The organism is Bacillus cereus group sp. MYBK15-3, assembly GCF_051916765.1.
In the GTDB taxonomy this organism is placed as follows: domain Bacteria; phylum Bacillota; class Bacilli; order Bacillales; family Bacillaceae_G; genus Bacillus_A; species Bacillus_A cereus.
The window spans coordinates 338,580-363,657 of record NZ_JBQAHG010000001.1; the positions used below are offsets into that span (position 1 = coordinate 338,580).

Below are 25,078 nucleotides of genomic sequence, written 5' to 3' on the forward strand. Positions count from 1 at the left end.
ATTAACTTTTACATTTAGAAAAAATAAAAAATGCCAATAATTCAATTGTATATTGGCATTTCACATAAGAAATTATCTTTTTATTTTGTGCTGATCTAATGTTTTTTCTAACATTTCTAAAGTTATCGGTTGAGCTTTCTCTATTAATTGATAACCAATACGTCCATTCGGCTCAGCTGTAACTTGCTGCAAAATCTTTAAATCATGTATTCCTTTTTCTCTTAATTGCATATAAAGTTGTTGTTCAGACATTTTTGCCTTCATCAAGTTCGCTTTAATAATCTCTCCATTTTCAACAATTACAAAGCTACTGCCATTTAGGAATTGTTCCGCCTCCCTTGATTTCAGTTCAAAGAAATGAATGATAAGAAGTACGCTTGCAAATATTACAGCTGCAAATATAGATGGGACTACATTCCTACTTAATACAGGCTCTACAATAATACGCGCAATTGATACTACTATGATGATTTCAGCTCTTGTCATTTGGCTAACAGATTTACTACCTGTCATTTTTAATGCAAGAATCCCAGTGAGAATTAAAATAATGCTTTCAACAATAATATGCATAATAGCCCAATCCTTTAATGGTAAATGTTATTAGCATTCTAGATGCACTTTAAACTTTTTGGTGAAAATTAAAACTTACATATATAGAAAATGGATCTATTTAGATCCATCTTTTTTCAATAAGAATTTGATGATCTATTTTCTATTGTCAAAAAAACAAAAGCACCCAAATGGATGCGTATAGATTAAACTTATTCATTATTACTTTCTCCACTTTGATCATCAACTGATTTCGAGTCTAACATGCTGCCTATATCAGGCGGTAAGGCTAGCTCTATACCAGCTACTGGTTGATTATCTTCATTAAACCATTGTTTCTTAAATTTACTCAATTCTTCATTTTTCTTATTTCCATCCATATTACCCCGCCTTTTATGTACGTGATATTAAATACTTTACTTAATATGTACATTGAGAAAGATAATATACGATTTGTACATAATGAATGAGCAACAACCCGTTGTGCCTATTAAAAATTAACACGTACATGCTACTCCTCGTTTTATTATCATATTAATGACAAAATATATGTGAGCTAAGTGACAAGTACGTTGTCATTTTATTCATATGAGACAAATACTTTTAAAGGAGTAATTATTCCTTGACTTAATTCCTCAAAACATTTTTCAAGTGCAGTATAATGAATTTCATGTTGAAAAATCTCTTCTATCCATGGCGTCTGTTCTATTTGACTAAAAAACCAATCTGCATGTTTTTGGTAACCATATCCATCACTTGAACCAATGATTTTCAATTCTTTTCGATAAAAGTCGGCGGTTAATGTTAAGTCTTCTATATTACCATCAGAAAGAATACATATCGCTCTATTACTATTAATGGCCTTTTGTAATGTGTGAAACCCTCTATTTGTAGCAGAACATTCCAAACCGTAATTATATGTTTCTATTATTTGTTTTTCTGAATCAAAGAGGTTTTTCGCACCAAACTTCTTTGCAAATTCTCTTCTATTTTTATTAGGCTCAACAACATCCACATGCTTAACACCTACATAGTATTTTAAGAAATAACAAGCGAGTAAACCGATAACTCCCAGTAATAAGTACTTTTTCATCCTGTCGCGGGTCTTGCTTCAATACCCCTTTAGCAGCATCACACGAAAGAATAGATAATAAAGCAACTTTAGGTTTTATATAACTAGGTACTCGAATTACTTTATCTCCCTTAACTATTCCTATCGTTTCATGTCCATAAAAAGAAACTACTTTATCACCTACGTTTAAATTTGTTACTTTATTACCAACTTGAATTACTTCACCATAACTTTCATATCCAGTTTTTTTTGGATAGATAGGATTTGTATCTGTAACATCCGATTCTTTATACTGTGGTAACTCTGCTCCAATACTTATTGCACCTGCAATTGTTTTAACGATAATTTCATTATCCTGTATAGACTTAATTTTACATGTTTTCCACTTAAGACGTTTTGGTCCTTCTAAAACTAATTTATTTTGTTCCATTTATACCCCTCACATTTTATAAAATATATTCTCACTAAATTTCAAACAATGTATAATAGATTCATCTAAAATTAAGCTATAAAGTTGGCTAGCAACCAACAGTGATAATATGATAATTGAATTTGATGGATATGAAATAAATGAGTATGTTATTGGCCTTACCTGCTCTATACACGAAATAAGAACAATGTATTTACATGTTAAAAGTGAAGAGTTATCTAACGAAGATCTTCTAAGCTTATTTTGTGTACGGTATCACTTTGAAAAATCCTCAAAATTACTACAAGAAGAAGTCCTAAGCGATGCTGTCATTGATTTAGATACAGACTATATTTATATCCCTAATAGATAACAATACACTAGATTTAAATGAGTAGAAATTACGATTCAGCTAAGTGTTTAATAAAATAAGTGAATGCCCAAATTAATGTCGCAAATTGAGTGACAAAATACATTGTCCATTCAAAACCAGTCAATTTTCTCTCTCGTTTCACTTTCTTTAAGTATCTGTAAAATATAAATGTACTTAAAAACATAAGTAATAATGATAATTGCTGTAAATCATCGACTATACGTACCCCCATAGACTCCATCACCCTCCCATTCAAAATAAATGCTATACTTTAAAGATATCATCTATTGGTAGTTTATTTCCATTTAAAACAATTATGTCCTAAACAAAAAGAGCACTCAACAATTGGGTGCTCTAAAAATTATTAACATAACACTTTTCTTCTACTTTTTATAACTCAGTTCTATCACTTTGGGTATATGATTGTTATCATATTTCCTTTTATAGAGGTAACGTCAGGAAAATACGAATATACAAAGTTAAGGAATTTTCATTACTTTATAACCATTTTTAAGTTATATTCAATAACCATGCTTTGACATTGTCTAGAGCATGGTTATTATTTAAACAAATATAAATCTGCTTAGTTGATTTTTTAGTTCATCAATTTATTGAATTCATTAACTGAAAGAAGTATTCAGGTTTGTGAGTTTTATTTAGGTTAAACCATGAATGTAATGTATCTGGTGCAAATACATCTAATTTTTTCAGTACTTCCATCGCAAATTCCAGAGGAGCTATTCCTGATGCAGTAACTAAGTTCGCATCAGATACCGCAGATCTCAACTCATAGAATTTTTCTCCTTTATAGTTAGGACATACCATTTTAGTGTATTCTAAATTATTAGTTGTATGCTTTCTAGTATCTAAGTATCCCCTATTTGCAAGGGCCTCAGTTGCACCACAAATTGCACCAACAATAGTACCAAACTTTAAAGCTTGGCCAACTCTTTCCAAGATAGGTTGATGAATCTCTTCACTCCAAGTAGTCCCTCCTGGTAAAATTAAAAGATCTTTACTCTCAAAAGTACATTCATCAAGGGAAATATCTGGTTTTATGCTCAGTCCCCCCATAGTAGTAATCATTTCTTTATTAGCTCCTACTGTAATTACTTTTAAAGGTACTAAATCTTTTTTAAAATATCTTCCTGAATTTAGTTCGGTAATTAAATATCCATATTCCCAGTCCGACATTGTATTAAATACATATAGAAAAACTTTTTTTGTTTGCATCCCATATCACTCCAATCACAATTGATATGGATATTATAATATAACTTCCCTGACAGTTAACGTCAGGGAAGTTATCATACTTCATGAAATTTTATTAATTCCGACAGAACTTCAATAAGTCTTTTCTTAAGACTTATTGGCTCAATAACTTTAATAGATTTATTGTACGGTAAAAGTAAATAAGGTACATATGTATGTATCATATCTTTTTCAAGAAGAAAAACTGCTTGATTTGAAGTTCGCACTTGTAAATAATGTCCTAAAAACCAATGTTGGCAAATATCATCCAATACACTTTTATCCCCACTAATAACCAAAGAAATAATCCCTTCCTTATCTTCTATAGTTGGAAGAAGATTTTTTATAAAAAAGTCACGTGCTGAAAAATTTTCTGGCCGGTTAAACTTATTTTCGGTTAGCATTAAATTTTCAATTCGATCTACCCTAAAACTACGGATATCATTCCTAAGATGACAAAATCCAATCACATACCACCTATTATTCCAATAGATAATTCTGTACGGATCGACCAATCTATAATTTAATTGCTTTTTCCCACTTTTATAATAAAGAATTTTTACTGAATACCCATCAGTTACGGCCTCCTCCAACTCCTTCAAAAAATGTTCCATAGAGGATGAACTAAATCGACTTATTACTTCTAGACTACTTAAATGTCGGTTTATCTTTGCTTCTTGCTCTTGATTTGAGTATTTACTTAGTTTTGAAATGGCCCTATTTAATGCTTCACCTCCATAATATCCGGCTTCTTCTGCAAAAACAGCAGCGTGAAATAGTGAAGTTTGCTCTTCAAAATCAAAAAAAAGAGGAGCCTCAATAAAATTGTTTAATAACGTGTATCCACCGTTATGTCCTGGTTCTGAAATTATAGGTACACCACTTGTTGAAATTGTATCAATATAACGATACACAGTCCTTATATTCATCTCTAACTTTTCTGAAATTTGTTTTGCAGTAATTTTTTTACCTGAGCGAAGCATCCATAGAATCGCTAACATATTATCAATTTTAGGCATGTAATTCCACCTCTCTATGGAATTTATCCCTTATTATATATTTCTGATTTTTAGTATAACTCATCAACTGTTCCTTTCCGATAGCTTTCTAAATAATGAGGCCCTAGACACATTTGTAATTTCACAAATTTGATTTACATTCATATCTACCTCTTCATAAAGCTTTACTGCATAATTCATTCCTGCATGATTTTTATAGTATTTCTTTAACCAACCTTTAAATTTTCCTTCTTTCTTATTCAGTTCAATACCTTTATGTTTCCACCTACGAATCAGATCACGTTCTAATTGGTTTATACCCGCCATAACCTTAATTAAGCATTGGTTTTAGGAATTATCTTCCAATAAATCGAGCCATGTATCTTTGAAGGATTATAATTATCATCCTTATTATAATATTTAGTTACAACAATAGCTTCAATTATTATAGCGATACACACAAACAAAAGAATTATTTTGCGTCTCACAACAAAGCTACTTATTCATTTTTTTCTTTTTTAAATTGGAAGGATATATGTTCCAATTGTTTGATTTCCTCTATTATTTTACGAATTCCTTCTTCAATCCTATCTTCCTTTACATTCGATACGTTTAACTTTAATAGTCTTTCTTTCGGAAAACCTCTCACATAATTTTTATCAATTGTATCAATACTTATTTGTTTTTCACTTAGTCTTTTGAAAAACATTTCTGAAATACTCGTTTTATGTAATTTTAAACAAGTATGAATTCCAATTGTATTATGCTTTTTATATGTGAATAAAAGTGGGTTTTCACTATGAGTTCTTTCTAGTGTTTCTGCTAATTTTTTAGATCTATTGTGATAGGAAGATTTAATTTTATTTTTATGACGTTCAAACATGCCACTCTTTATATAAATTTCTAAAGCAGCTTGAGATATCATTGGACTATCAATATCTAAAATTTTTTTATATGTATAAAAAGCATTCGCAATAATCGGTGGAATAACTGCTACACCAACTCGTAAACCTGGAAAAATAATCTTCGAATAACTTTTCAAATATATGACATGATTATCATGATTCAAGCTATATAACGGATCAGCTTTCGAATCCGTTTCTAAATCTGCTAAGTAATCATCTTCCACTATAAATACATTGTATTTCTTAGCCAATAGTACGATTTTTTCTTTCTCATCTTTAGAATAAGACGTTCCAAGCGGATGATGATATCTCGGTATCGTATAAAAGAATTTTATTTTTTCAGTTTGAAATATTTGTTCCAATTCATTCAAATCAATACCTTTATTCGTACGTCTAATACCGATTACAGGAACTTTATTTATTTCTAGATAATCAATATATAGATGATATGTTGGCTGTTCAATTAATACAGTTTCATTTCCATTCGGAAATGGTATGGAAGTTAATATAGCAAGTGCCTGCTGAACACCTGACGTTATAAAAATATTGTCTTCTTTCGTGAACACTTGATAATTTGCCAACTGTTTTTGAATGACTGGAATTAAAGATGGTAACCCTTTCGGTGTTCCGTATACGAACAAATCATTTTTATAAGTATCAATAGCCTTATTAATGCAATGCTGAAAATCTAAATATGGGAAAACATCTGGATCTGGTGCTGAAGAAGCGAAATCAATTATCTCGTTATTTTCTATGGTACTCCCAGATTTCTTAACAACGTAATATCCACTTTGAGGGACAGAATATATAATATGACGCTTTTCTAATTCATGAAGCGCACGTATAACTGTCGCCTTATTACATTCATATTGCGTAACGAGTGACCGTATAGACGGTAATTTCTTTCCTTCATTTATTTCTCCATTTTGAATCATATTTTCTATGTCGTTTAAAATATGTAAATACTTATACATATTACACCTCCTTCAGCAATTTTCTATTTAATTATATCGATTTTATATTCATATAGCATTCATTCCTCAATTAGTTAATTTTCCGATCATCTATATCGTAAATCCCAATAGCGTATGAATCATTTTCAATCCATTTCTTTACTGCTTCTGTTTTAAGTACCCCTTCAACTTCTTTTTCTATTTTCTGTCCAAGTTCTCTCGCCCCTACTTCATCATCGCTAATCTTAGTTTTTATATCAATGGTAACAGGTTGATTCTTTTTATAATTTATTTGCTGAATCCCAAACCCTTCATATCCATTCTTCCTGAATACGTCATCAAATATCTGTCCAAAAACTAACCCCCATCTATGTTCTGCATTTACAATCTCCTTGTTTCTTTGAGATATATTTACTTTATAGGACATAATACCTTGAATTTGCAATCTTTTATTAATTTCTTTTTTTATTTCGTTAGGATTTTCGCTATCAGCAATCTCTAAATCTACTATTCTTGCTTTTTCATCTCTTATAGCAGCACTAAAAAAAGATTCCTCCTTTACCGCTACTGTAGCAATATCCATCACTATAGAATCTTCACTTTTAGCATCTTCAATCTCATTCTCACAGGCACATAATAAAGCAAATGGAATTAAAAATACAAGTACCTTTGTTCCCTTTCTCATGTAGCACCCCTCCACACATTTTCATTTACGATAAACTTTTTACTTTGACATATAAATACCTTCTATAATTATTAAATTTAACATTATTTCACATTTTCCCCACTTAACAAGGGAATTACAATTAATAAATAGAATATCTCTATGAATAAATAAAAAGTGAGGGATATATAATGCAACGTGTAAATACGATTGATATTAGTAATGTACTACAATTGGAAAAAACTCTTTCGACTTTATTAAATAAGATGATTTCTTCAAAACTAGACCTTGAAAATTGGTTAAAAGAGCAGTCAAAAGTAATTTGGGAAATCGAAGAACAATTAAGATCACATTACATCGCCTTTCAATGTAATACGGATGATGAAGGAATAAAGGATACTTTTGAACATGATCAACAATTTGTAAAGCCACTTTTAAAGCGGTACCAAAATTTATTGGATAATAAATATTTAGAGTCACCTTTTCGAATGGAATTAGATTCTAACGTATATGGTTTGTTAGATGCAAAAATAAAAAATGCTCAAAAGTTATTTTGTGAGGAAAATATCGAATTAGAAATACAGGAAGACAAATTAGTCACAGAGTACTTTGAAATCACTGGAGGATTAAGTGGAATTTGGGACGGAGAAGAAAAAACGATAACAGAATTACAATCCTATTTACAAGATTCGAATCGTGACATCCGTAAAAAGGCAAAAACTATTATTTCTGAACAATTTTTATCTGTTGAAAAAGAACTCCAAAACATATTAAATCAATTAATTGAAATTCGCCATCAAAAAGCAAAAAATATTCAACTAGAGAATTATCGCGATTATATGTTCAAAAAATACGAGCGTTTTGATTATTCAGCGAAAGATTGCTATGAACTAGCCGAATCCATACGTAAATATGTTGTGCCTCTTAAAGATAAAATAATGCTAGAGAAAAAAGAAAAACTGCAAGTTGATACGCTTCGCCCGTGGGATGTATCAGCTGTAACTCCAGATCAAAAAGTACTTAAACCTATTGCAAATGAAAATGATTTAATTGAAAAGAGCACTCATATCTTTAATAAACTAGATGTTAAATTTTCAGCACTATTAAACCGAATGTATAAACACAATTGTCTTGATTTAACAAGCCGCAAAGGAAAAGCAGCTGGTGGCTTTTGTGAGTACTTACCAGCTTCACAATTATCTTATATTTTTATGAACTTAAATTATACACAAGATGATATTATCACTTTTATACATGAAATGGGTCATAGTATTCATAACGAACTCATAAAACCATTAAAATTACGACAGTATATAGAAATTCCAGCTGAAACAGCTGAACTAGCCAGTATGACAATGGAGTTATTCTCGCTTAATTATTGGGATACCTTCTATACAGACAAAAAAGATTTAAAACAAGCAAAAATTAACTTCTTTAAAGATGTTATTTCATATTTACCTATTATGCTTATTGTAGATCAATTTCAACACTGGCTGTATGAAAATCCAATTCATACTTCTGAAGAAAGAAATGAAAAATACTTACAACTTCAAAAACATTATCAATCTAGCGTCATACATATTGATGGCTACGAAAACTGGATAGCAACGAGTTGGTTACCTGTACTCCATATTTTTGAAGTACCATTTTATTATATTGAATACGCGATTGCCCAACTTGGGGCATTACAAATGTATAAACAATATAAAGAGGATCCTAAGCAAGCGCTAGAAAATTATAAAAAGGCATTATCACTAGGAAGCTCGCAATCTATAAAAGAAGTATATGATGCAGCCGGTATTCGTTTTGATTTCTCTGGTGAAACCATTAAAGAACTAATGCTATTTGTAGAAAAAGAATTAGAATTACTTGAGCAATTATAAGAAGAAAACTACACCTATATTTTAGGTGTAGTTTTCTTCTTCATTTTATTAATCAGTTCTATGTACTGAGTATCACCATATCCGATTGTTGGAAAAAGATAAAACAACTTTGTTAATAATTCTTGATTTGATAAACCTTTATTTTTAGAGATGAATTTCATTACGATATTATCTTCTTTTAGCATTTCTAAATATAAATCTATAGCTTGATACATTACAGGTGGTACTTTATGATAAGTCTTTTTATGGTTTACTAATACTTCATTGTATATAGTAGAATAATCCCCCAATTCAAGTTCAATTTGATTTACTTTAAATTCATCCTCCCTGAAACTATTTAAGTATACTTTCCCTTCATAGCACGACTGCTCAAGGTATGAAAGTAAAGTAAGTAGATTCATTTGGCAAAACATATCTTCACCGAACCATAAAACAATACATTTATACTTTTTCGCAAATAGATTTTCTAACGGATCTATAACTTTTTTTGCATAATTTTCGACTGAACTGTTATGACCTTCTGCTCTTATTTTAATAAACTCTTCATCAAAAACTTGTGCAGTAGCGCTATTTACACACATGGCCTCGTTAAATGAGGCATAATCAGACTCACCCATTAGCTCCTCCGTTTTAAATTCTTCATACATCATTTGACCATTCAATATGTTAAGTACATCTTTATCAAATAGCTCACTATTCTTATTACGTAACTGTTCAACCTCTAATTTTCTAGAAATATTCATTTTGAACTCCCCTTCTTTATTTATATTAAGTTTAACAAATGATTGAATAGGCATGTTGTTCGTTGGTATTCTCTTGGATTCATTCCAAAAACATTCTTAAAAGCTCTACTATAAGCCTCTTGCGAAGGATAATCATAATCCAATGCGATATCTATTATCTTTTTATCATTCGTCAGACCCTCCTTAGATAAATACAATTTCCTCAAAAGAATATAGCGCCTAATACTAATGCCTGTTACTTGGTGAAAATTAAAGGAACAATAATAAGGAGAATAGCCCATATAACGGGATAATTTATTTAATGAAAATTCTTCTTTTAAATTGCTCTCACTCCAATCAATTATCTGCTGTATATGTTCATTCATTTCTTATTTATAAGTATATAAGAGGTTCGTTTCTTTCTTTTGATACTTCTTGTGTTTTATAACCTGAGCCGTTCATTACTTCATTTTAAAGGAAATCAAACATAAAACACGAATGTTGTATATTAAGAATCTTTTAGTTCTCTAGTAAAAAATAAAAGTTTGGAAAGGACGTTACAATGAACGAGCTAGAAAAAGAAATACTTCAATTCATAAATGAACGATATCCATTAAATTTTATTAACATTAAACCTATAACGAATGAAATGTATCAATGTCTTACAGAACTAGATACATACTTCATTAGAATTACAAACTACAAAACATATGAAGAACAGTTAGAAGAAGTTTCATATACGAACTTTTTATATGAAAATGGTTTAGCAGTTCCTCCAATCATACATTCTCTTAATGGGAATTTAGTAGAGAAATTAACATTAGGCAAAGAACTATTTGCTGCATTATATAAAGCTGCGCCTGGTATACATTTACCAAGGTGCGAATGGAATTCTAAAATGTTTAAAAAGCTTGGTAAACAAATTGGAAAATTACATCGTATATCTAAAAACTTTGAAAAGATTAAACCAGTAAAACATATAAATGATTGGTATGAAAATGAAGAGTATAATTTTCTTAAGTATATCCCTAAAGAAGAAACTACTATAAGAGAAATTGCATCTGACGTTTTAACTTCTATAAAAAAGTTACAAAAATCCACTTCGAATTACGGCTTAATTCACGGTGATTTATGGTTAGAAAATATATTAGTTGAAAACAATTCAAACTTAACAATGATTGATTTTCAAGACTGTGAAAAACATTTTTACCTATTCGATTTAGCAGTGCCTATTTATAGTGCGATAGAATATTCATTTGCTGGAAATGGGAATATCGTTGACTATGAACATTCTATTACAGAAGCACTATTTGAAGGCTACCAAGAGGAAAATGAACTACCAAAAGAGATGATAGACAAGTTTCCATTATTTATTAAATTAAAGGAGATTTTTGAATATAGCTTAATGCATATGTATTGGGTTAAAGAAGAATTAACGGAGGAACAAGTACGGATTATGAACCTTTATAGGATGAAGATCGAAAATAAGTATACCTCTATCAATATTTAAGAGTGCTGTTGTTTAACTACAAGGAAACTTTGGTTAAACAACAGCATTTATTAATTTGCTGACAGCCTTTTTTATGACTTATAAATACTGATTCAATAATCTTTTCAAATACACTTCATTTTGCGGTGATACTTTTTCAGAAAATCTAGCTGCAATAATAATAGGAGCCCATTGAAAAACTTCATCTCTTGATAAGCCGGTACGACTGCAATATATACGTAAATACATCTCAGCTAATTCTACCGAAGATTGTGAGTACAACAAGTATGTTCGAAATACATCTGCGCGAATATCACCTGAACTTGCATCTACCCAGTCTATAACTTTCACTTTCTCTTCCTTACTCAAAATCAAATTAAATGGATGGAAATCTCCATGACATAGCCTAAAATCAAATGTAATAGAATCTAATCTCCATGACATAGCCTAAAATCAAATGTAATAGAATCTAATTTTTGTAATATATTCTTCTTTTTGCTTTCATCCAATTTATGTACAGATTTAATTTGACGCTCTAACCTTTTCCTCATTAACACAAAGGCCGATATAACGCTCTGCCTCATTCAAATTATTAAGCAGGAGATCACCAATGTTCTCCCCTTTTACATATTCCATAATAATTGCCTGTCTATCGTGTATCTTTTTCACTTCAAATACGTTTGGAACTGGCAGCCCGCATGAATAAGCATATTTTTGTTTGTTTGCTTCATTCATAGACTCTGTATCTGGGAGGTAATCTTTAAATAATTTTACAACCTTATCATCAGTTAAATAAATTTCTGCTGTTTTCCTTTTGCAATTGGATTACCTAAAACCACTTCATTTCTCCCCTTAACATAAATTAAAATAACACCTTATACCTCTCTTTAAATTCACTATAATCCTAGCTAAAACCTTCTTCACGAATATACAAAAAACTTACCGCTTTCCATCCTTAAATAGAAAGCGGTAAGTTTAATTGTTTAGGAATATCAGAATGAAACTCTGATGTATGCACAATTGAAAATGTATATCCTTGCTCAATAAATGATACTTCATTACATTTCCATTCAAATGATACACCATTTTTCTTAAAGTTATTTTGGATTCGCTGTAAAAATGCGACGTCTGGTGTTCCGAAAGAAACGTGTACTTTCGGTGATAGAGCTTTCATGGCGATTGGAATCCAAGGTCGCTGCCACCAAGTTGCGACGACATAAGCAGTGCCACCAACTACAAAGTTAAAAATATCCCCGTCTTCCATCGTTTTCATATTTAGATTTGATTTCAGCCATTCCCTAAAAATAGGTACACTTTTAACAGGAAGACCAATTTCCCTTACATATAAAATGTTTAAAGGTGACTGCGGTACTAATACATCTTCTTTAACATAACTATGCGCGATAATTTCGAGTAGATTTCCATCTCCGTCTTTAAAGTATAAATTGAATCGACCATCCTCTTCATCAATTATATGACCATCTTTCCATTTCGCAATGAGTAATCCAGACTCCTCAAGCCATCTTGCTGTTTCATGAAATTTTGAATATGGGATTTCAAAAGCAAAATGTGCAGGTGCAATTGGTTCATACACTTCTTGAAAACTAATTGTTGTATAAGGGGTTACTTCAAATTGAATGAAGGATGCTGTTTCTTTTTTTATTGGAAGAGATAATATGTCCTTATAAACTTGTTTTACCCCTTCTATGGAAACCGTTTGTAGTTTTATATCTGATATATGTGTAATCACTTTACATTCCTCCTCATTTCTTATTATCTATTCGTATTGTATTACACTTATAAATAGATAAAATCAAACGGAAGGATGGATTTTCCATATAGAAACTACAACTTTAGTATGAATATGTTAGCTCCAATTATTTTTTATTTCTGCTATAACAATTTCTGGTTTCTCCCAGTGCAACATGTGTGTAGTATCAGGAATTACTTTTACTATACTGTCCGTTTTCTCTTTGAAAACATTTACTGTCTTATCTCTATAATCCGCCCAAACTTGTGGAACTGTAGCTCGGAGTAATACAATATTAGCCGGCAGCTTCTCATATATATCTATCGTTTCATCTTTATACATACCTCTTATTATATTACTAGCTGTATTCCCCCTGGCATGCCACCATACTTTGTTATCCATTTCGATCCCTAGGTCCTTTACAGCAACTTCTAACAATGAAGACCACCTAGTATAAGCTTCTTTTTCACTTTTGAAAAATTCGTCCCAATTATTAAAAACGTATTCATCAAAGTCCTTTTCATAATAAGCAATTTCTTCTTCCAACGTTTTTTCTTGAAGCCTTTTTGTTTGATATCCACCATCAATAAGAATACTTCCTTGTACTTTTTCTGAATGATGTAACAAATAAAATAACGCTACAAAACTTCCCCATGAATGTGATAGAAAATAGAAGTATTCGATTCTCAATTCATTTATTATTTCATTTAACCAATTTGCTAAATTCTGCATCTCATAATCTTCTGTTCTTTCAAATGGCGGTGTTTTACCATGTCCAGGTGCATCAACGGAGATAAATCTATACTCTTCTTTTAATTCCTCAGCAATTTCTATAAAACTTAAACTCGTACTACCTAATCCATGTAAACAAAAGATAACGGGCTTGTCATTATTCCCCCATTCAGTAATATGTACATTTATTTTTTCATTGCTAATATAGTAACGTTTCAAAACATTTATCCTCCATATTTTGATTTACACTTTATTTATTTCTATTATTTTCAAGTATTTCCTGTATTCTTTTCCACACAAAAAGCTGCTTTTCTTTAAATGAAAAGCAGCTTTTACGCTAAAATATATTATAATTTAACAGCGATAATCATAAATCTTTTTGAATTCGTACGAATCCCTTTTTCAGAACTATTTGTTTCAATGAACTTTTGTAAAATAGTAAAATCCTCTTCCTCTTCTCCAAATCTAGGAATAATAGGTGTATGTTTTAATAAGAAAATAAGATCTTCAGGCGTACTGTAATAATCAGTAACATCATATTCACGTACTTGCACGAGTTCAAATCCTGCATTTATAAGTTCACCCATATACTTTTCTTTTAAAGTTCCATCTCTTTCACCTAAGCATTGTCCTCTGCCAAATGCTTCTTTCAGGTTTAATTTATCATTCTCACTTACTTGTTGTGTTAAGAAAAAGGCACCCTTTTTCATTACTTTTGCTAACTCAGATGCTAGAAACGGAGCATGACAACTTGAAGCAATATCAAAATGGGCATGCGGAAATGTTAAAGCTTCAGAACCAATTTGAAGAAACTCAACATTTTGTACACCTGATTTTTTCAAGTTAGAATGTGCCGTTTCAATCATGCCGTTAGAATTATCAATTCCAATCAACAATTTAGCTGATGATGCTATGTTAAGTACATTTTCTCCTCCGCCTGTACCAACATCAAGTAGAATGTCTGATGATTTACATCTTTCTTTCACTTCTCCATAAAAGTCCCATATTTCTCCTACAGTTTCACATTTTATTTTACTAAAATCCCATCCATTTAATCTTCCTACTTTATCATAAAAGCTTTTGTACTCTAATTCATTCACCTTATAACTCCCCTTTGTAAAAACGAATTAAATATGTATAATAACCTACAACACTATTTAATTATATATTATAAAATACAAATTATTAAAACACCATTCCACTTCGTACGACGCTAAGTTTACATAATAATTTTATAGTTCACCTTTATCTATATGTTCTAAATGTCCTCTTCCCCAACTACACATACTATCCAAAACAGTACTGACTGTTTTTCCATGCTCAGTTAAGCTATATTCTACTTTAGGTGTTATTTCTTGATAATGCTTATGAATCTTATAAATCTCTTTCTCTTGTAAAAAGGCCTGGCCATAATAATGGAATTGCACATACTGTTCTATATTTAATGCAAAATAGTTTTACTACGGGTAATGTATTATTTCCAGATGGAGGGTACACATATCATTAAATTATTAGCAACAAAAGCCCCTTATTACAGTGGCTTTTGTTGCTAATTTAAACATTGCTGAAGTAATATAGGATTCTCTTTTATTAGTTCTGCTAAAACAAAAGTTGTGAAAAAGGTCGTAAGATTAACTCTTTATCTAGCAATCCTTTTTGTTCTCGAATCATTCCGCCTCATCCAATAAAAGCCGCCCTAATTTCTATTCCCTACACTTTTATATAAAATTAACCTTATAAAGGTAGGATTCAACAACTTCTTACAGAATTCTATATTTAATACGTATTGGGCGGATTATTTTCAAGTTCCTCTATAAAAAAGGGAGGTCATACAATTGTGAAATTTGTACAAGAACAAAGATTAACTGTCAAGACAACTTTTTCAAAAGAATACAAGATTTTTATTTTTGGTTTACTCATTTCACGAATCGGGGATTCACTATATACTTTTGCACTGCCTTGGATTGCCTATCAATTAACTGGTTCAGCTGTAATTATGAGTTCTTTATTTGCTGTTAACGTATTGCCAATCGTTTTATTTGGCCCTTTAGTTGGTGTACTAGTTGATCGATATGATCGAAAAAAGTTACTTTGGATGGCAGATATCACCAATATTATTTTAGTAAGTCTCGTACCAATTTTACATGCATTACATATATTAGAGGTCTGGCATTTATACGTAATTACTTTTATCTTAGCAGTTATGTCCATGCTTTTTGATGTAACAACAGTTACAGTCATTCCACACATCGCAGGTGCATCATTAACGAAGGCTAATTCTTTATATCAAATGGTTAATCAATTGGCTAGTTTGTTTGGTCCAATCATAGCTGGGCTTTTCATATCTTTTATTGGCGGCTTTCAAGTACTTTGGATTAATGTTCTTTCATTTATTGCTACATTAATTGCTGTGATTATATTACCTTCTATGAAAAACTTAAATAAAAAGAATACTGATAAAAAAACATTGCAAAATGTACTAAATGATTTGTTTGATGGATTTAAATGGCTCAAAAATGATCGGTTAAATATAGCTTTGTCACTTCAAGCTATGGTAGGTAACTTTGGAGCAAGTGCTGTTTTAGGTGTACTTATGTATTATTTATTATCGACATTAAATCTTACCTCCGCACAAAGTGGCTATAATTATACTTTAATAGGAATAGGTGGGCTTTTAGGAAGCTTAATTGCCGTTCCTTTAGAAAAGAAATTTCGACGTGGTGTACTTATTCCTTTACTCCTATTTTTAGGAGCGCTTGGGTTAACATTTGCTTTGTGGAGTACATATTGGCTTGCTCCCGGAATTGCTTTCGGAATCGCGATGACATGTAATATCACATGGAATACGATTGTTACATCAATTCGGCAGGAAACTGTTCCATCCAATTTGCAAGGACGTGTTTTAGGTTTTTCTCGTGTACTTACACGATTATCTATGCCATTGGGGGCATTAGTAGGTGGAATTATTTCAGCCTACAATCCTGTATTTATATTTGCTTTAGCTGCTTTTACTAAAATAATTGAAGTCTTTATTGCCTTATATAGTCCGATACGAAAACTGTAAAGAGGAAGATTTATATATATTGAGATATTAATAAAATAAAAAAGGCATAAAACATGCCTTTTTTTATTACTTATTTGTTTATTGGATAACAAACTTCTGTAACCCACTTATTAGGATCCGATTCCATCGCTGGGCTCACATGATAAATATTAAACATTGGACCTGCTAATTCGTAACCTTCTGTCTCAATCCATTTTGCCGCAGCTTCATTTACAGCTGTCATCTGTTCATAACTTCCATTAACTGTTATGGAAGCTACATGAGTTGATTCAATCTTTTTAAATGCAACGTCTTTTGTATTTTCGTGCTTACCAAGAATACTTAGCTGTATTTCTATATCTACATCATTTTCTTTGTATTCACTATCATGGAAAACCGCAATACTATAACTTGGATGGTCAATACTAATATTTCCTATTTGAATTTCTTGCATCAATATACTCCATAAATCACCTTCGCAATTATACGATGGGATAATCTTTCTAACACTAGCTACAGTTCTTTCTGGAATTTCTTTTATTGAAACATGATAATTCATCTCAACAACATCCTCTCTCATCATTTTCATTGAGCCTTCGAGGAGACGGAACTGTTTTTGGAGGTTATTCATGTCTTCTTTAACTTGAGCACTACGATTAAAAAATTTCTCTTTTATGGTATCTATATTATCGCATTCTATTATTTCTTTAATAGTAGCAATATTAAACCCCATAGCTTTTAACGTTTGAATTTGATTTACTTTTTTTAATTGGTCTGCTGAATAAAATCGATATCCACTCTGCTCATCGACTTTTACTGGTTGTAGTAATTCCACTTTATCGTAGTGTCTCAACATTCGTATACTAATGGAAGATAGTTTTGAAAAATCCCCTATTTTAAACATGATTTCCTCCTATAAGTTACATCTACTTTGAAGCTCAACTTTATCTTAAACAATGACATTGTGTGAGGGTCAACTGTTTATAACGTTTGAATTATATTTCTTTAATTATTTACCCTTATATACTCTTCTGTCTTATGCCTATAAAGATTGATAATAATCCGTTCACAGCTAATAAAATTACTATAATACTTGTAAGTAAACCTACATCTGCCGCAAATATTTTTATCGTACGCCATGGTGAGCTTGTACAATAAGTAAGAAGTGGGATGAAAATAATAGATAATAGTAGGAATAGAGCCCCTACGAATAACCAAGTTAATTTTTTTACAGTTTCCTTATGTTTATATTTTTTAATTAACATAATTGATGAAATGAAAAGCGCGAGTATAACTGTAGACATAACAATTTGTGTAAATGGTATGCTTTTATGGGGATCAACCGGTTCTTCTTCATTCAAAATATTAATAATCCCCTTTTTTAATACTGAAAGTGCTGGTTCTTCTAATACATGATTTTTATTTGTTAAAATCACACCACCCCAGCCACTTTTATTTAAAGTAAATATTTCTGTACGAGCATCGGGCGTTGATCCTGAATGCCAAATCATCGTTTCGCTTTCATTTATACTTGTTGTTCTTAATCCAAAACCATAGCTTTTTTCTGAATTTATGTTATAAAGTGGTGTAAGATAAAGGTCGATGTTTTCTTTCTTTAAAAATTGAGTATCTTCTTGTCGATTCAAAAACATAATAAATTGAATCATATCTTCCAAATTTGCGGTAATATAACCATACGGTGCCCCGGCATTATCATAGGATACTACACTTTTTCTTGGTATGCCAAACCATGACTGATAACCTGTTAAATAGCCTTTTTCATATGCAGTTTCTTTACTTGCTGCCGCACCATTCATATTTAATAGCTGAAAAACATGTTTTTCCATATATGAGGAATATGTATCATTTGTAATTTCCTCAATAAGTGCACCTAAAACAATATAATTCGCATTACTATATTGATATTTTTCTCCTGGTAGAGCAGTTAATTTTACATTTGAAAGTCTCATTACATTTTCTTTTAATGCTGTAGAACTTTTGGATTGCTTATCTGATATTAATAAGCCTTCATATGTGTTTATTCCGCTTGTATGAGTTAAAAGGTGTTGGATTGTTATAGATGAGGATATTTGAGAATCTTTTAGTTTAAACCAAGGAAGATGTTGTTGAACTGAATCCTCTAATTTTATCTTTTTGTCTTCTATTAATTTTACTATAGCTAAAGCTGTTAAAGATTTGCTTATTGAACCGATTGCAAATGGTGTTTTACTAGTTATTTTTTTTTCAGATTCCCCAGTAATCCCCCACGTTTTAGTGAAGAATACATCTTTATTATGTACAATTGCAACAGCAGCCCCTGGAATATTCTGTTCCTTTATAAATTTTTCAATATACTTATCTAAAGTAGCTTTAATATCTTGCTGAGCATATGCTTTTGGATAAATGATACATAATACTATTACATTACAAAGAATATAGATTTGAAATAGTTTATAGATAGTTTTCTTCATTATACTTTAGATAGCTTTCTTTTTTTATAACTTACTAAGCTAATAAACACTACTACAGAGAGCATAAAGCTAATCATTATTAATAAAACGTTCCACCATTGATTCTCTGATATGCGATATAAAATATTATAATTAAATGTATTTTTGCTATTAGTTGAATTAAATGATTCAGTTAAAAATATTGAAAATGTAGTTTGCGAGATGAGGTAAGTAATAATTGCGATGAATATGCCACGTAAGATAAATGTGTTGAATTTTCCTTTTTCATTTTGAAGTTGTTTCATTTTAACTTGTAAATCAATTTCATTTATTTCTATAAAATCTTTAACAAATAATTGAGGGGTACCTAAATCATCTATACTGTCTTCACCATGTTCATGACACTCTTGAATATGTTCTAATATTTGTCTCTTAATATTTTCCCTTTCTTCTAAACTAATATCGTATTGCTTTAATTCCTTAAGTACGTCTCTTAAAAATTGCTTTTCTTTACCTATCAATTTATTCCTCATTTCAGAAGGTCTCCTTTCAAACCACTTTTTAATAATGTTTGAATGTCCAATTGCAATTCTAACCACTCATTAATTTTCTTCTCAAGACGTATTTTCCCATTTTCATTAATTTCATAATAAATCCTCACTTTACCACTGTCTGTTACCTCTTGATAAGTGTTAACCCACTCTTGATTTTTCAACTTAGTTAAAATAGGATAAATACTTCCTACTCCTTTCAATTTTAAATTGTTTATTTCAAGTTCTTTCATAATCTCATAACCATAACTTTTCTTTTTCGACAAAATAGATAATACACACATTTCTAAATGACCTTTAATTAAACTTGTTCTATCCATAGGATAAATTTAACAGAAATATATACTTCATTCAAGTATATATTTCTGTTAAATTTAAAAAATCAGACAATGAAAAATAGATTAATAAACAAAAACATATCACTTACGAACCATTTTAAACCTTAATTTTCGTTTTTATAATATAATAATTACATAATATATTAATCGTTTATCACTATTTGTTTTGTATCTCTCCTTCCATATTACTTCTTTTCTTATTGAAAAATATTGTATGGAGACATAAAAATACTAAAAGATCCAATTTCTTAATTTTGATATTAAGAAATTGGATCTTCTTTCATTACCTTGTATTAATCATACTGCGCTAATATATACATTATAAAGAATATATGTTTTATTAATTTATGTTAATAAAACATATATTAATAAAATTTACTGATTACTCTCAAGACATTCATAAACCGCCATCATATCTCGTTTATCCAACTCACGTATGCGATTGAAAATGGGTATTTGTCCAACAACTTCTGTTAATAAGCTTTCATTCACAACATCACTTACTTTTCCAGTTAACCACGTTTGTACATCCACGCCCTCGACAACTTCTTTTAACCCTTCGTCATTAATACCACTTGCATTACAAGTTACACATGGAATTGTTAGTTTAAAGACACCATCATGTAGATTATCTTCGGTTATCACTTTCTTACCTTTACAAAATGGACATGGATTACTTTTTTTAATTTTATTAATTTGGGTAACTAATTTTTTGTATCCAAACGCTTCGTATACATACGTAAGTTTTTTATATTTACCATTTGTGAAATACTTATCTATAATGGTTTCTCTCGTTTCATAAACATTAGGGAAATCACAAACAGTTACCTGATTATTAACACTAATGGATTCGATATTTCCTTTTATTTCGCTCCAGAATGGTAAGACATTTTGTAACACCATTTCATAGTTTGAAAAGCTTGCTTGTTCTAATTCAAACATTTTCAATGCAACTTGTGCTTTTCTTGGCAATAAAGAAACATCTTCCGTCAATACCATATCGCCACCAACAATAGACTTCAATTTAACAAGTGCCGGTAAATCACCAACTATTTTCAATACTTTATTAATAGGCTGATTGATTATTTCACGAATATCTACGTTACCAAATTTAAGTGGTTTATGATGATTTAAAACCGTCCTCTCACAAATTGGACATTTCATCATTTTTTTTGAACTCTTAATTTCTTCTTTAATAGGTGCTTTTGAAATAACAATATATCCACCAATAATTGTATTAAACCCTACCCATGTTCTGCGTGTCTTTCCTTTTTTATCATAAAATGATTTTTCAAAATATCCGTACCAAAACGTATGCTTTTCTTCTTCTGACATATCATTATAGCTCTTTGACAAATCGTGACCAAGCTCATTTTTTATTTCTTCGAATAGAAATTCTATTTTTTCATGCTGATAAAATTTTAATACCTTCATGATTTCTTGATCGAATAGCCCATCCCAAAATGGAACACTTTTATCTTGAATGGCAATATCTTTATCAAAAACTTCAATTTGAAGACGTCCAGAACAAGATGGACAATGATTGTCCTGTGAATAGAAATCAAAACTTCTCGTATCTTTATTAATTGGATGAGCAGCTACAATATGATTAATTAATCCACCAATCTCATATAAGAAACTATATTGACTATATAAATGTCTTTCAAGATCAATAGCAATAACAGGTGCGATTGTATCAGATTCATATTCACCATAAATTAACCTAGCCATTGATGATAAACTTTTTAAAATACCGCCCTTATAAACATTTTCGGCATTTTTAAAATAGTTAATATGATTTTCTTCTAAATAGTGAACTCCTTTTTTCTGCTTAAGCATTGAAGAGATATTTATTTTCTCTGTGCTATTCACATTACTTTTTTGATGATAGTAATCCTCATGATTAACAACATCCAAATGCTCTACAGATTCATTCTGCCTTTTTCCAAAATCAACTATATAATCAGAGCTTTCTAACATGTAACGATTATGCTCAATCATAATGATAGAAACTGATTCATCTTGCAGAATACCTCTAATACTATCGATAAATTGATTTAAAATATTTTGTGATAAACCTTTTGAAGGCTCATCAAAAATGAATAATGTATGTGGATTTCTAGTGTTTGCAAATAATTCCGAAACTAAATGAACACATTGAAACTCACCTGTCGATAATGTTTGTGTTTTTCTCTCTAATGTTAAATAGCCAAGCCCTAATTTAATTAGTAAGCTCAAACGTTTATAAGCGATATCTTCATTTGGAAGTTCATCAATAATATCCTCAATCGAGCGCTCAAAAATATCATCAATGTCTTCACTATACTTTGTGAGTTTCTTTTTAATATCTAGGAAAGTTGCTACAGTTGATCGACTTGTAATTGATTGATTTCGGTCTTGTCCTACCATAACTAATTTATCTTTTGGATATCGTTTTAAAAAATCTGTAGCTAGACATTCGTTGACAAGTGTAGATTTCCCACATCCCGATTCTCCTGTAACCGTTACAAGCCTGTTTTTAGGAATTTGAAACTCCGCCATTTGGATATTACGGCAATATAAATCATAGAATGTATAATATTCTGTTGGTATTTCTTTATTTCGCTCCCACAGTATTGACTTTGGTCTTGGTGATTCTTTCACAATTTTCCCGCCATATTTTCCGCTACCAGGTCCAAAGAACAATTGCTCATCAGTTGTATCTAGTACCGTATCTGAATGATCAATAAGCCAAATTTGATTTTTACACCCTAATCGTTTAATCTCTTCTAAAATTTGTAATAATGTTTCATGATCAAGTCCAACTGAAATCTCATCAATAATAATTACAGCATTTTCACTTACTGCCATGAATTCAGCCAAATAAAGTCGTGTTAACTCTCCACCTGACAACGTACCCATAATTCGATTTAATGTTAAATAACCAATGTTCATATTAATAATATTTTGCAGTATATGCTGTTTTTCCTCACTAATATTTAATTGTTTTGCTAGTGAAAGAATAGATTCAACACTTAAATCATTAATATTTGAGATTGAATGTGGCTTTTCCAACAAATCAATTTCATATTGTTCAATTTCTTCACTATAACGTTTTCCCTTACATTTTTTACACTCAACATTTTTTGTAGTACCACGGCCTTTACAACCAGTACACCAGCCTAATTGATTATTAAATGAAAAGACCTCTGGAGAAAGATTAAATACTTCAGCAAGTTTTTCCCGAACCTCTGTAAAAACACCAGTATGAGTACCAATCGTTGAACGCGGATTAGACGAAATCGATGATTTTCCTAGAAAAAGTACTAATGGCATTTCTTCCATCTTAATAGCACTAAAATTTGTTTCCATAATGTTAGGAAATAAATATTGATATTCAGCCTTTGGTAATAAAGAAACTAATCGTTTTTTTGATTCTTCACCAATTGTTTGGCAAAAAGTTGTTTTACCCGATCCAGATAACCCAGCAATTCCAAACGATTTATTAAACGGTATAGTTGCATCTAATTTATTTATGTTATTAGCAATTAATTGATTTACTTTCATATTAACCTCTATTCTTATTTATTCACAAAAGCATTTTTAAAATATAATAATTACATAATGAATATTACCTATTATACAATTATCCTCTCACTTCATGAATCTTATCCTTGTATATTTCAAACCATTGTTGCCATTCATCTTTAGAAAATTCTTTCTCTTCTCCTTCTAAAACAGAAGAAAAAAGATTTAAACAAATATGCCAACCAGCTATATCTCTCGGTGTATGATCTGTTAATTCATGAATGTACTCTTTAAGGAATAAAAGAGTACCATTTTCCTCTTTATGTATTTCAAATCGGACACGATCTTTATCCCAAGTAAATTCAAGTACTGAGTTTACTTGACACTCTAAAATATCAATGTTTATGAATGAACCGTTCATCATGTCGAACTTTATTATTCCACCCGTTTTAAGGCTTTCAATCTGTAAATTGGACATCCATTTTTTCAGCTTACTGTTTTCTGTTAATACAGACCAAACTTCTTCTGCCGTATATGGAAATTGGCGTTCAAATTTCACAATATATCCATCATTTAGTTTCCCAATTTCAGCTATCATTTTGATTGCCTCCTTATATAGAATATATGTTCTCATTTTATTTTACACGAATATAAATATAAAATAAATATTTATGTCAACGAAGTGTTAATTTAAAGTGAATGACGCTGAGAAAAACTTAAATATTTTCTAAATCGAGTTATATAGTATTGAAAATAAAATATAGATTTACGTACAAATAAAAAAGCCGCATTTGCGACTTATGAAATCATAGGATTAACTCCTTTTTTGGTTGAATGATTAGCGCTTAATCGCATCAACAATTAGCGATGGAAAACCAAGTTTATCGCCTTTATTTCTAGAATCATACCTTTTCGAACGGAAAATAACACCGTCGTTTGCATCCCATTCGTTGTAATAAAACTGACCATTTTCATCACAATATTCAAGTAAAACTACCTCGAATCCAGCAGTTTCAAACATTTTCGTTAATGTTTTATAATTATGAACGATTTTATGACTTGCTGCTGGATGATCTTTCGGACCGGGTCCCCCTATTTGAACTATATTTTGATATACCTCATCCTGAAAGAATGCATCAGGGACTCCGCACCGAATATGACCAGATGGTTTTAAAAATTCATAACAGATTTCAGCTGCTCTTACACCTTCTTCAAAAGTAAGGTGTTCCCATACATGCTCAGCTAAAATAGCTGAAATAGAGTTGTATTCAAATCTTTCTTCCCACGTAGCTTTATCTAGTAAGTTAAGTTCATCTTCTTGCGTTTGAATCCAGCCTGGATTATTATTAAACACTCCAGCTCCGACAACTACTTTAATTTCGTCTTGTTTTATTGCCACCATGTTCACCTCTTAAACATTTTAATTCATTAATATATTC

The 25,078-nt window shown here is 30.6% G+C and carries 23 protein-coding genes and 5 pseudogenes; 5 read left to right on the top strand and 23 right to left on the bottom strand.

Annotation, left to right across the window (positions count from 1 at the left end):
- Positions 1 to 72: 72 nt before the first annotated feature.
- From ACTFR8_RS01840 to ACTFR8_RS01850, 3 genes and pseudogenes are all read right to left on the bottom strand, one after another.
- Positions 73 to 570 carry a DUF421 domain-containing protein gene (locus tag ACTFR8_RS01840; RefSeq protein WP_000547584.1) on the bottom strand — a complete coding sequence of 166 codons (498 nt, stop codon included), beginning with the start codon at positions 568 to 570 and terminating at the stop codon, positions 73 to 75.
- 191 nt (positions 571 to 761) lie between these two features.
- On the bottom strand, positions 762 to 929 hold the full coding sequence (locus tag ACTFR8_RS01845; protein ID WP_000348947.1) for a hypothetical protein: 168 nt from the start codon (positions 927 to 929) through the stop codon (positions 762 to 764).
- Positions 930 to 1,129: 200 nt separating this feature from the next.
- Positions 1,130 to 2,051: pseudogene (locus ACTFR8_RS01850) on the bottom strand (alcohol dehydrogenase catalytic domain-containing protein).
- A gap of 109 nt (positions 2,052 to 2,160) precedes the next feature.
- On the opposite strand from ACTFR8_RS01850, the gene ACTFR8_RS01855 reads away from it, so the two are divergent.
- The gene (locus ACTFR8_RS01855; protein WP_009326972.1) at positions 2,161 to 2,403 is read left to right on the top strand and encodes a hypothetical protein; all 243 of its coding nucleotides are present in this window, start codon (positions 2,161 to 2,163) and stop codon (positions 2,401 to 2,403) included.
- A gap of 28 nt (positions 2,404 to 2,431) precedes the next feature.
- Here ACTFR8_RS01855 and ACTFR8_RS01860 read toward each other — a convergent pair whose 3' ends face one another.
- From ACTFR8_RS01860 to ACTFR8_RS01885, 6 genes and pseudogenes are all read right to left on the bottom strand, one after another.
- Positions 2,432 to 2,635, bottom strand: coding sequence for a hypothetical protein (locus tag ACTFR8_RS01860; RefSeq protein WP_000538966.1), 204 nt, complete (start codon positions 2,633 to 2,635; stop codon positions 2,432 to 2,434).
- A gap of 371 nt (positions 2,636 to 3,006) precedes the next feature.
- On the bottom strand, positions 3,007 to 3,636 hold the full coding sequence (locus ACTFR8_RS01865) for a type 1 glutamine amidotransferase family protein (protein WP_001193607.1): 630 nt from the start codon (positions 3,634 to 3,636) through the stop codon (positions 3,007 to 3,009).
- Positions 3,637 to 3,710: 74 nt separating this feature from the next.
- A complete protein-coding gene (locus tag ACTFR8_RS01870) occupies positions 3,711 to 4,673 on the bottom strand; it encodes a helix-turn-helix transcriptional regulator (RefSeq protein WP_001124137.1) in 963 nt (320 codons plus the stop codon).
- 63 nt (positions 4,674 to 4,736) lie between these two features.
- Positions 4,737 to 5,045: pseudogene (locus ACTFR8_RS01875) on the bottom strand (helix-turn-helix domain-containing protein); the annotation flags it as partial.
- A 106-nt stretch (positions 5,046 to 5,151) separates the two neighbouring features.
- Positions 5,152 to 6,531, bottom strand: a complete 1,380-nt coding sequence (locus ACTFR8_RS01880) for an aminotransferase-like domain-containing protein (RefSeq protein WP_000280115.1) — start codon at positions 6,529 to 6,531, stop codon at positions 5,152 to 5,154.
- A 70-nt stretch (positions 6,532 to 6,601) separates the two neighbouring features.
- Positions 6,602 to 7,195 carry a DUF4030 domain-containing protein gene (locus ACTFR8_RS01885; protein ID WP_001225462.1) on the bottom strand — a complete coding sequence of 198 codons (594 nt, stop codon included), beginning with the start codon at positions 7,193 to 7,195 and terminating at the stop codon, positions 6,602 to 6,604.
- A gap of 170 nt (positions 7,196 to 7,365) precedes the next feature.
- Here ACTFR8_RS01885 and ACTFR8_RS01890 point away from each other — a divergent pair, with 170 nt between their 5' ends.
- Positions 7,366 to 9,057: a M3 family oligoendopeptidase gene (locus ACTFR8_RS01890; protein WP_252209996.1), complete on the top strand. Its 1,692-nt coding sequence runs from the start codon at positions 7,366 to 7,368 to the stop codon at positions 9,055 to 9,057.
- Positions 9,058 to 9,071: 14 nt separating this feature from the next.
- On the opposite strand, the gene ACTFR8_RS01895 is transcribed toward ACTFR8_RS01890, so the two are convergent.
- Both ACTFR8_RS01895 and ACTFR8_RS01900 read right to left on the bottom strand, forming a co-directional pair.
- Positions 9,072 to 9,800 carry a hypothetical protein gene (locus ACTFR8_RS01895; RefSeq protein ID WP_033689750.1) on the bottom strand — a complete coding sequence of 243 codons (729 nt, stop codon included), beginning with the start codon at positions 9,798 to 9,800 and terminating at the stop codon, positions 9,072 to 9,074.
- A 20-nt stretch (positions 9,801 to 9,820) separates the two neighbouring features.
- A complete protein-coding gene (locus tag ACTFR8_RS01900) occupies positions 9,821 to 10,165 on the bottom strand; it encodes a helix-turn-helix transcriptional regulator (RefSeq protein ID WP_251199662.1) in 345 nt (114 codons plus the stop codon).
- A 176-nt stretch (positions 10,166 to 10,341) separates the two neighbouring features.
- Between ACTFR8_RS01900 and ACTFR8_RS01905 the strand changes: the two genes are divergently transcribed.
- Positions 10,342 to 11,289, top strand: a complete 948-nt coding sequence (locus tag ACTFR8_RS01905) for a phosphotransferase enzyme family protein (RefSeq protein ID WP_001003813.1) — start codon at positions 10,342 to 10,344, stop codon at positions 11,287 to 11,289.
- A gap of 78 nt (positions 11,290 to 11,367) precedes the next feature.
- On the opposite strand, the pseudogene ACTFR8_RS01910 reads toward ACTFR8_RS01905, so the two are convergent.
- From ACTFR8_RS01910 to ACTFR8_RS01930, 5 genes and pseudogenes are all read right to left on the bottom strand, one after another.
- Positions 11,368 to 12,107 (bottom strand): annotated as a pseudogene (locus ACTFR8_RS01910) (aminoglycoside phosphotransferase family protein).
- Positions 12,108 to 12,223: 116 nt separating this feature from the next.
- Positions 12,224 to 13,018, bottom strand: a complete 795-nt coding sequence (locus ACTFR8_RS01915; RefSeq protein WP_000627944.1) for a VOC family protein — start codon at positions 13,016 to 13,018, stop codon at positions 12,224 to 12,226.
- Positions 13,019 to 13,135: 117 nt separating this feature from the next.
- Positions 13,136 to 13,969 (bottom strand): alpha/beta fold hydrolase, encoded by an 834-nt coding sequence (locus ACTFR8_RS01920; RefSeq protein ID WP_000833451.1) that lies wholly within the window; start codon positions 13,967 to 13,969, stop codon positions 13,136 to 13,138.
- A 128-nt stretch (positions 13,970 to 14,097) separates the two neighbouring features.
- Positions 14,098 to 14,850, bottom strand: coding sequence for a class I SAM-dependent methyltransferase (locus ACTFR8_RS01925; protein WP_001003880.1), 753 nt, complete (start codon positions 14,848 to 14,850; stop codon positions 14,098 to 14,100).
- A gap of 132 nt (positions 14,851 to 14,982) precedes the next feature.
- Positions 14,983 to 15,117: pseudogene (locus ACTFR8_RS01930) on the bottom strand (winged helix-turn-helix transcriptional regulator); the annotation flags it as partial.
- On the opposite strand from ACTFR8_RS01930, the pseudogene ACTFR8_RS01935 reads away from it, so the two are divergent.
- Positions 15,114 to 15,257, top strand: a pseudogene (locus tag ACTFR8_RS01935) (SDR family oxidoreductase); the annotation flags it as partial. The pseudogenes ACTFR8_RS01930 and ACTFR8_RS01935 sit on opposite strands and share 4 nt — an antisense overlap.
- Before the next feature lie 330 nt (positions 15,258 to 15,587).
- Positions 15,588 to 16,814, top strand: coding sequence for an MFS transporter (locus tag ACTFR8_RS01940; protein WP_000673886.1), 1,227 nt, complete (start codon positions 15,588 to 15,590; stop codon positions 16,812 to 16,814).
- A gap of 70 nt (positions 16,815 to 16,884) precedes the next feature.
- Here ACTFR8_RS01940 and ACTFR8_RS01945 read toward each other — a convergent pair whose 3' ends face one another.
- The 7 genes from ACTFR8_RS01945 to ACTFR8_RS01975 all read right to left on the bottom strand — a co-directional run bounded on the left by ACTFR8_RS01945 (position 16,885) and on the right by ACTFR8_RS01975 (position 25,041).
- Positions 16,885 to 17,697, bottom strand: coding sequence for a MerR family transcriptional regulator (locus tag ACTFR8_RS01945; RefSeq protein ID WP_000472625.1), 813 nt, complete (start codon positions 17,695 to 17,697; stop codon positions 16,885 to 16,887).
- Between the two features lie 115 nt (positions 17,698 to 17,812).
- Positions 17,813 to 19,264, bottom strand: coding sequence for a serine hydrolase domain-containing protein (locus tag ACTFR8_RS01950; RefSeq protein WP_000751428.1), 1,452 nt, complete (start codon positions 19,262 to 19,264; stop codon positions 17,813 to 17,815).
- Positions 19,264 to 19,776, bottom strand: coding sequence for a hypothetical protein (locus ACTFR8_RS01955; protein ID WP_001244705.1), 513 nt, complete (start codon positions 19,774 to 19,776; stop codon positions 19,264 to 19,266). Before ACTFR8_RS01955 ends, ACTFR8_RS01950 begins: the two co-directional genes overlap by 1 nt.
- On the bottom strand, positions 19,773 to 20,114 hold the full coding sequence (locus ACTFR8_RS01960) for a PadR family transcriptional regulator (protein WP_000376286.1): 342 nt from the start codon (positions 20,112 to 20,114) through the stop codon (positions 19,773 to 19,775). Before ACTFR8_RS01960 ends, ACTFR8_RS01955 begins: the two co-directional genes overlap by 4 nt.
- Positions 20,115 to 20,507: 393 nt before the next feature.
- On the bottom strand, positions 20,508 to 23,678 hold the full coding sequence (locus tag ACTFR8_RS01965; protein WP_252209995.1) for an ATP-binding cassette domain-containing protein: 3,171 nt from the start codon (positions 23,676 to 23,678) through the stop codon (positions 20,508 to 20,510).
- Positions 23,679 to 23,757: 79 nt separating this feature from the next.
- Positions 23,758 to 24,237, bottom strand: a complete 480-nt coding sequence (locus ACTFR8_RS01970) for an SRPBCC family protein (RefSeq protein WP_000559837.1) — start codon at positions 24,235 to 24,237, stop codon at positions 23,758 to 23,760.
- Positions 24,238 to 24,477: 240 nt separating this feature from the next.
- On the bottom strand, positions 24,478 to 25,041 hold the full coding sequence (locus tag ACTFR8_RS01975) for a class I SAM-dependent methyltransferase (protein WP_000225725.1): 564 nt from the start codon (positions 25,039 to 25,041) through the stop codon (positions 24,478 to 24,480).
- Between the last annotated feature and the right edge of the window lie 37 nt (positions 25,042 to 25,078).

Bases quoted from the DNA above. Each gene is read 5' to 3' on its own strand.
- ACTFR8_RS01945 (WP_000472625.1), bottom strand. From the start codon at position 17,697: ATGTTTAAAATAGGGGATTTTTCAAAACTATCTTCCATTAGTATACGA.
- ACTFR8_RS01870 (WP_001124137.1), bottom strand. From the start codon at position 4,673: ATGCCTAAAATTGATAATATGTTAGCGATTCTATGGATGCTTCGCTCA.
- ACTFR8_RS01960 (WP_000376286.1), bottom strand. From the start codon at position 20,114: ATGGATAGAACAAGTTTAATTAAAGGTCATTTAGAAATGTGTGTATTA.
- ACTFR8_RS01880 (WP_000280115.1), bottom strand. From the start codon at position 6,531: ATGTATAAGTATTTACATATTTTAAACGACATAGAAAATATGATTCAA.
- ACTFR8_RS01855 (WP_009326972.1), top strand. From the start codon at position 2,161: ATGATAATTGAATTTGATGGATATGAAATAAATGAGTATGTTATTGGC.
- ACTFR8_RS01890 (WP_252209996.1), top strand. From the start codon at position 7,366: ATGCAACGTGTAAATACGATTGATATTAGTAATGTACTACAATTGGAA.
- ACTFR8_RS01865 (WP_001193607.1), bottom strand. From the start codon at position 3,636: ATGCAAACAAAAAAAGTTTTTCTATATGTATTTAATACAATGTCGGAC.
- ACTFR8_RS01845 (WP_000348947.1), bottom strand. From the start codon at position 929: ATGGATGGAAATAAGAAAAATGAAGAATTGAGTAAATTTAAGAAACAA.
- ACTFR8_RS01965 (WP_252209995.1), bottom strand. From the start codon at position 23,678: ATGAAAGTAAATCAATTAATTGCTAATAACATAAATAAATTAGATGCA.
- ACTFR8_RS01955 (WP_001244705.1), bottom strand. From the start codon at position 19,776: ATGAGGAATAAATTGATAGGTAAAGAAAAGCAATTTTTAAGAGACGTA.
- ACTFR8_RS01975 (WP_000225725.1), bottom strand. From the start codon at position 25,041: ATGGTGGCAATAAAACAAGACGAAATTAAAGTAGTTGTCGGAGCTGGA.
- ACTFR8_RS01860 (WP_000538966.1), bottom strand. From the start codon at position 2,635: ATGGGGGTACGTATAGTCGATGATTTACAGCAATTATCATTATTACTT.
- ACTFR8_RS01840 (WP_000547584.1), bottom strand. From the start codon at position 570: ATGCATATTATTGTTGAAAGCATTATTTTAATTCTCACTGGGATTCTT.
- ACTFR8_RS01905 (WP_001003813.1), top strand. From the start codon at position 10,342: ATGAACGAGCTAGAAAAAGAAATACTTCAATTCATAAATGAACGATAT.
- ACTFR8_RS01970 (WP_000559837.1), bottom strand. From the start codon at position 24,237: ATGATAGCTGAAATTGGGAAACTAAATGATGGATATATTGTGAAATTT.
- ACTFR8_RS01950 (WP_000751428.1), bottom strand. From the start codon at position 19,264: ATGAAGAAAACTATCTATAAACTATTTCAAATCTATATTCTTTGTAAT.
- ACTFR8_RS01900 (WP_251199662.1), bottom strand. From the start codon at position 10,165: ATGAATGAACATATACAGCAGATAATTGATTGGAGTGAGAGCAATTTA.
- ACTFR8_RS01895 (WP_033689750.1), bottom strand. From the start codon at position 9,800: ATGAATATTTCTAGAAAATTAGAGGTTGAACAGTTACGTAATAAGAAT.
- ACTFR8_RS01885 (WP_001225462.1), bottom strand. From the start codon at position 7,195: ATGAGAAAGGGAACAAAGGTACTTGTATTTTTAATTCCATTTGCTTTA.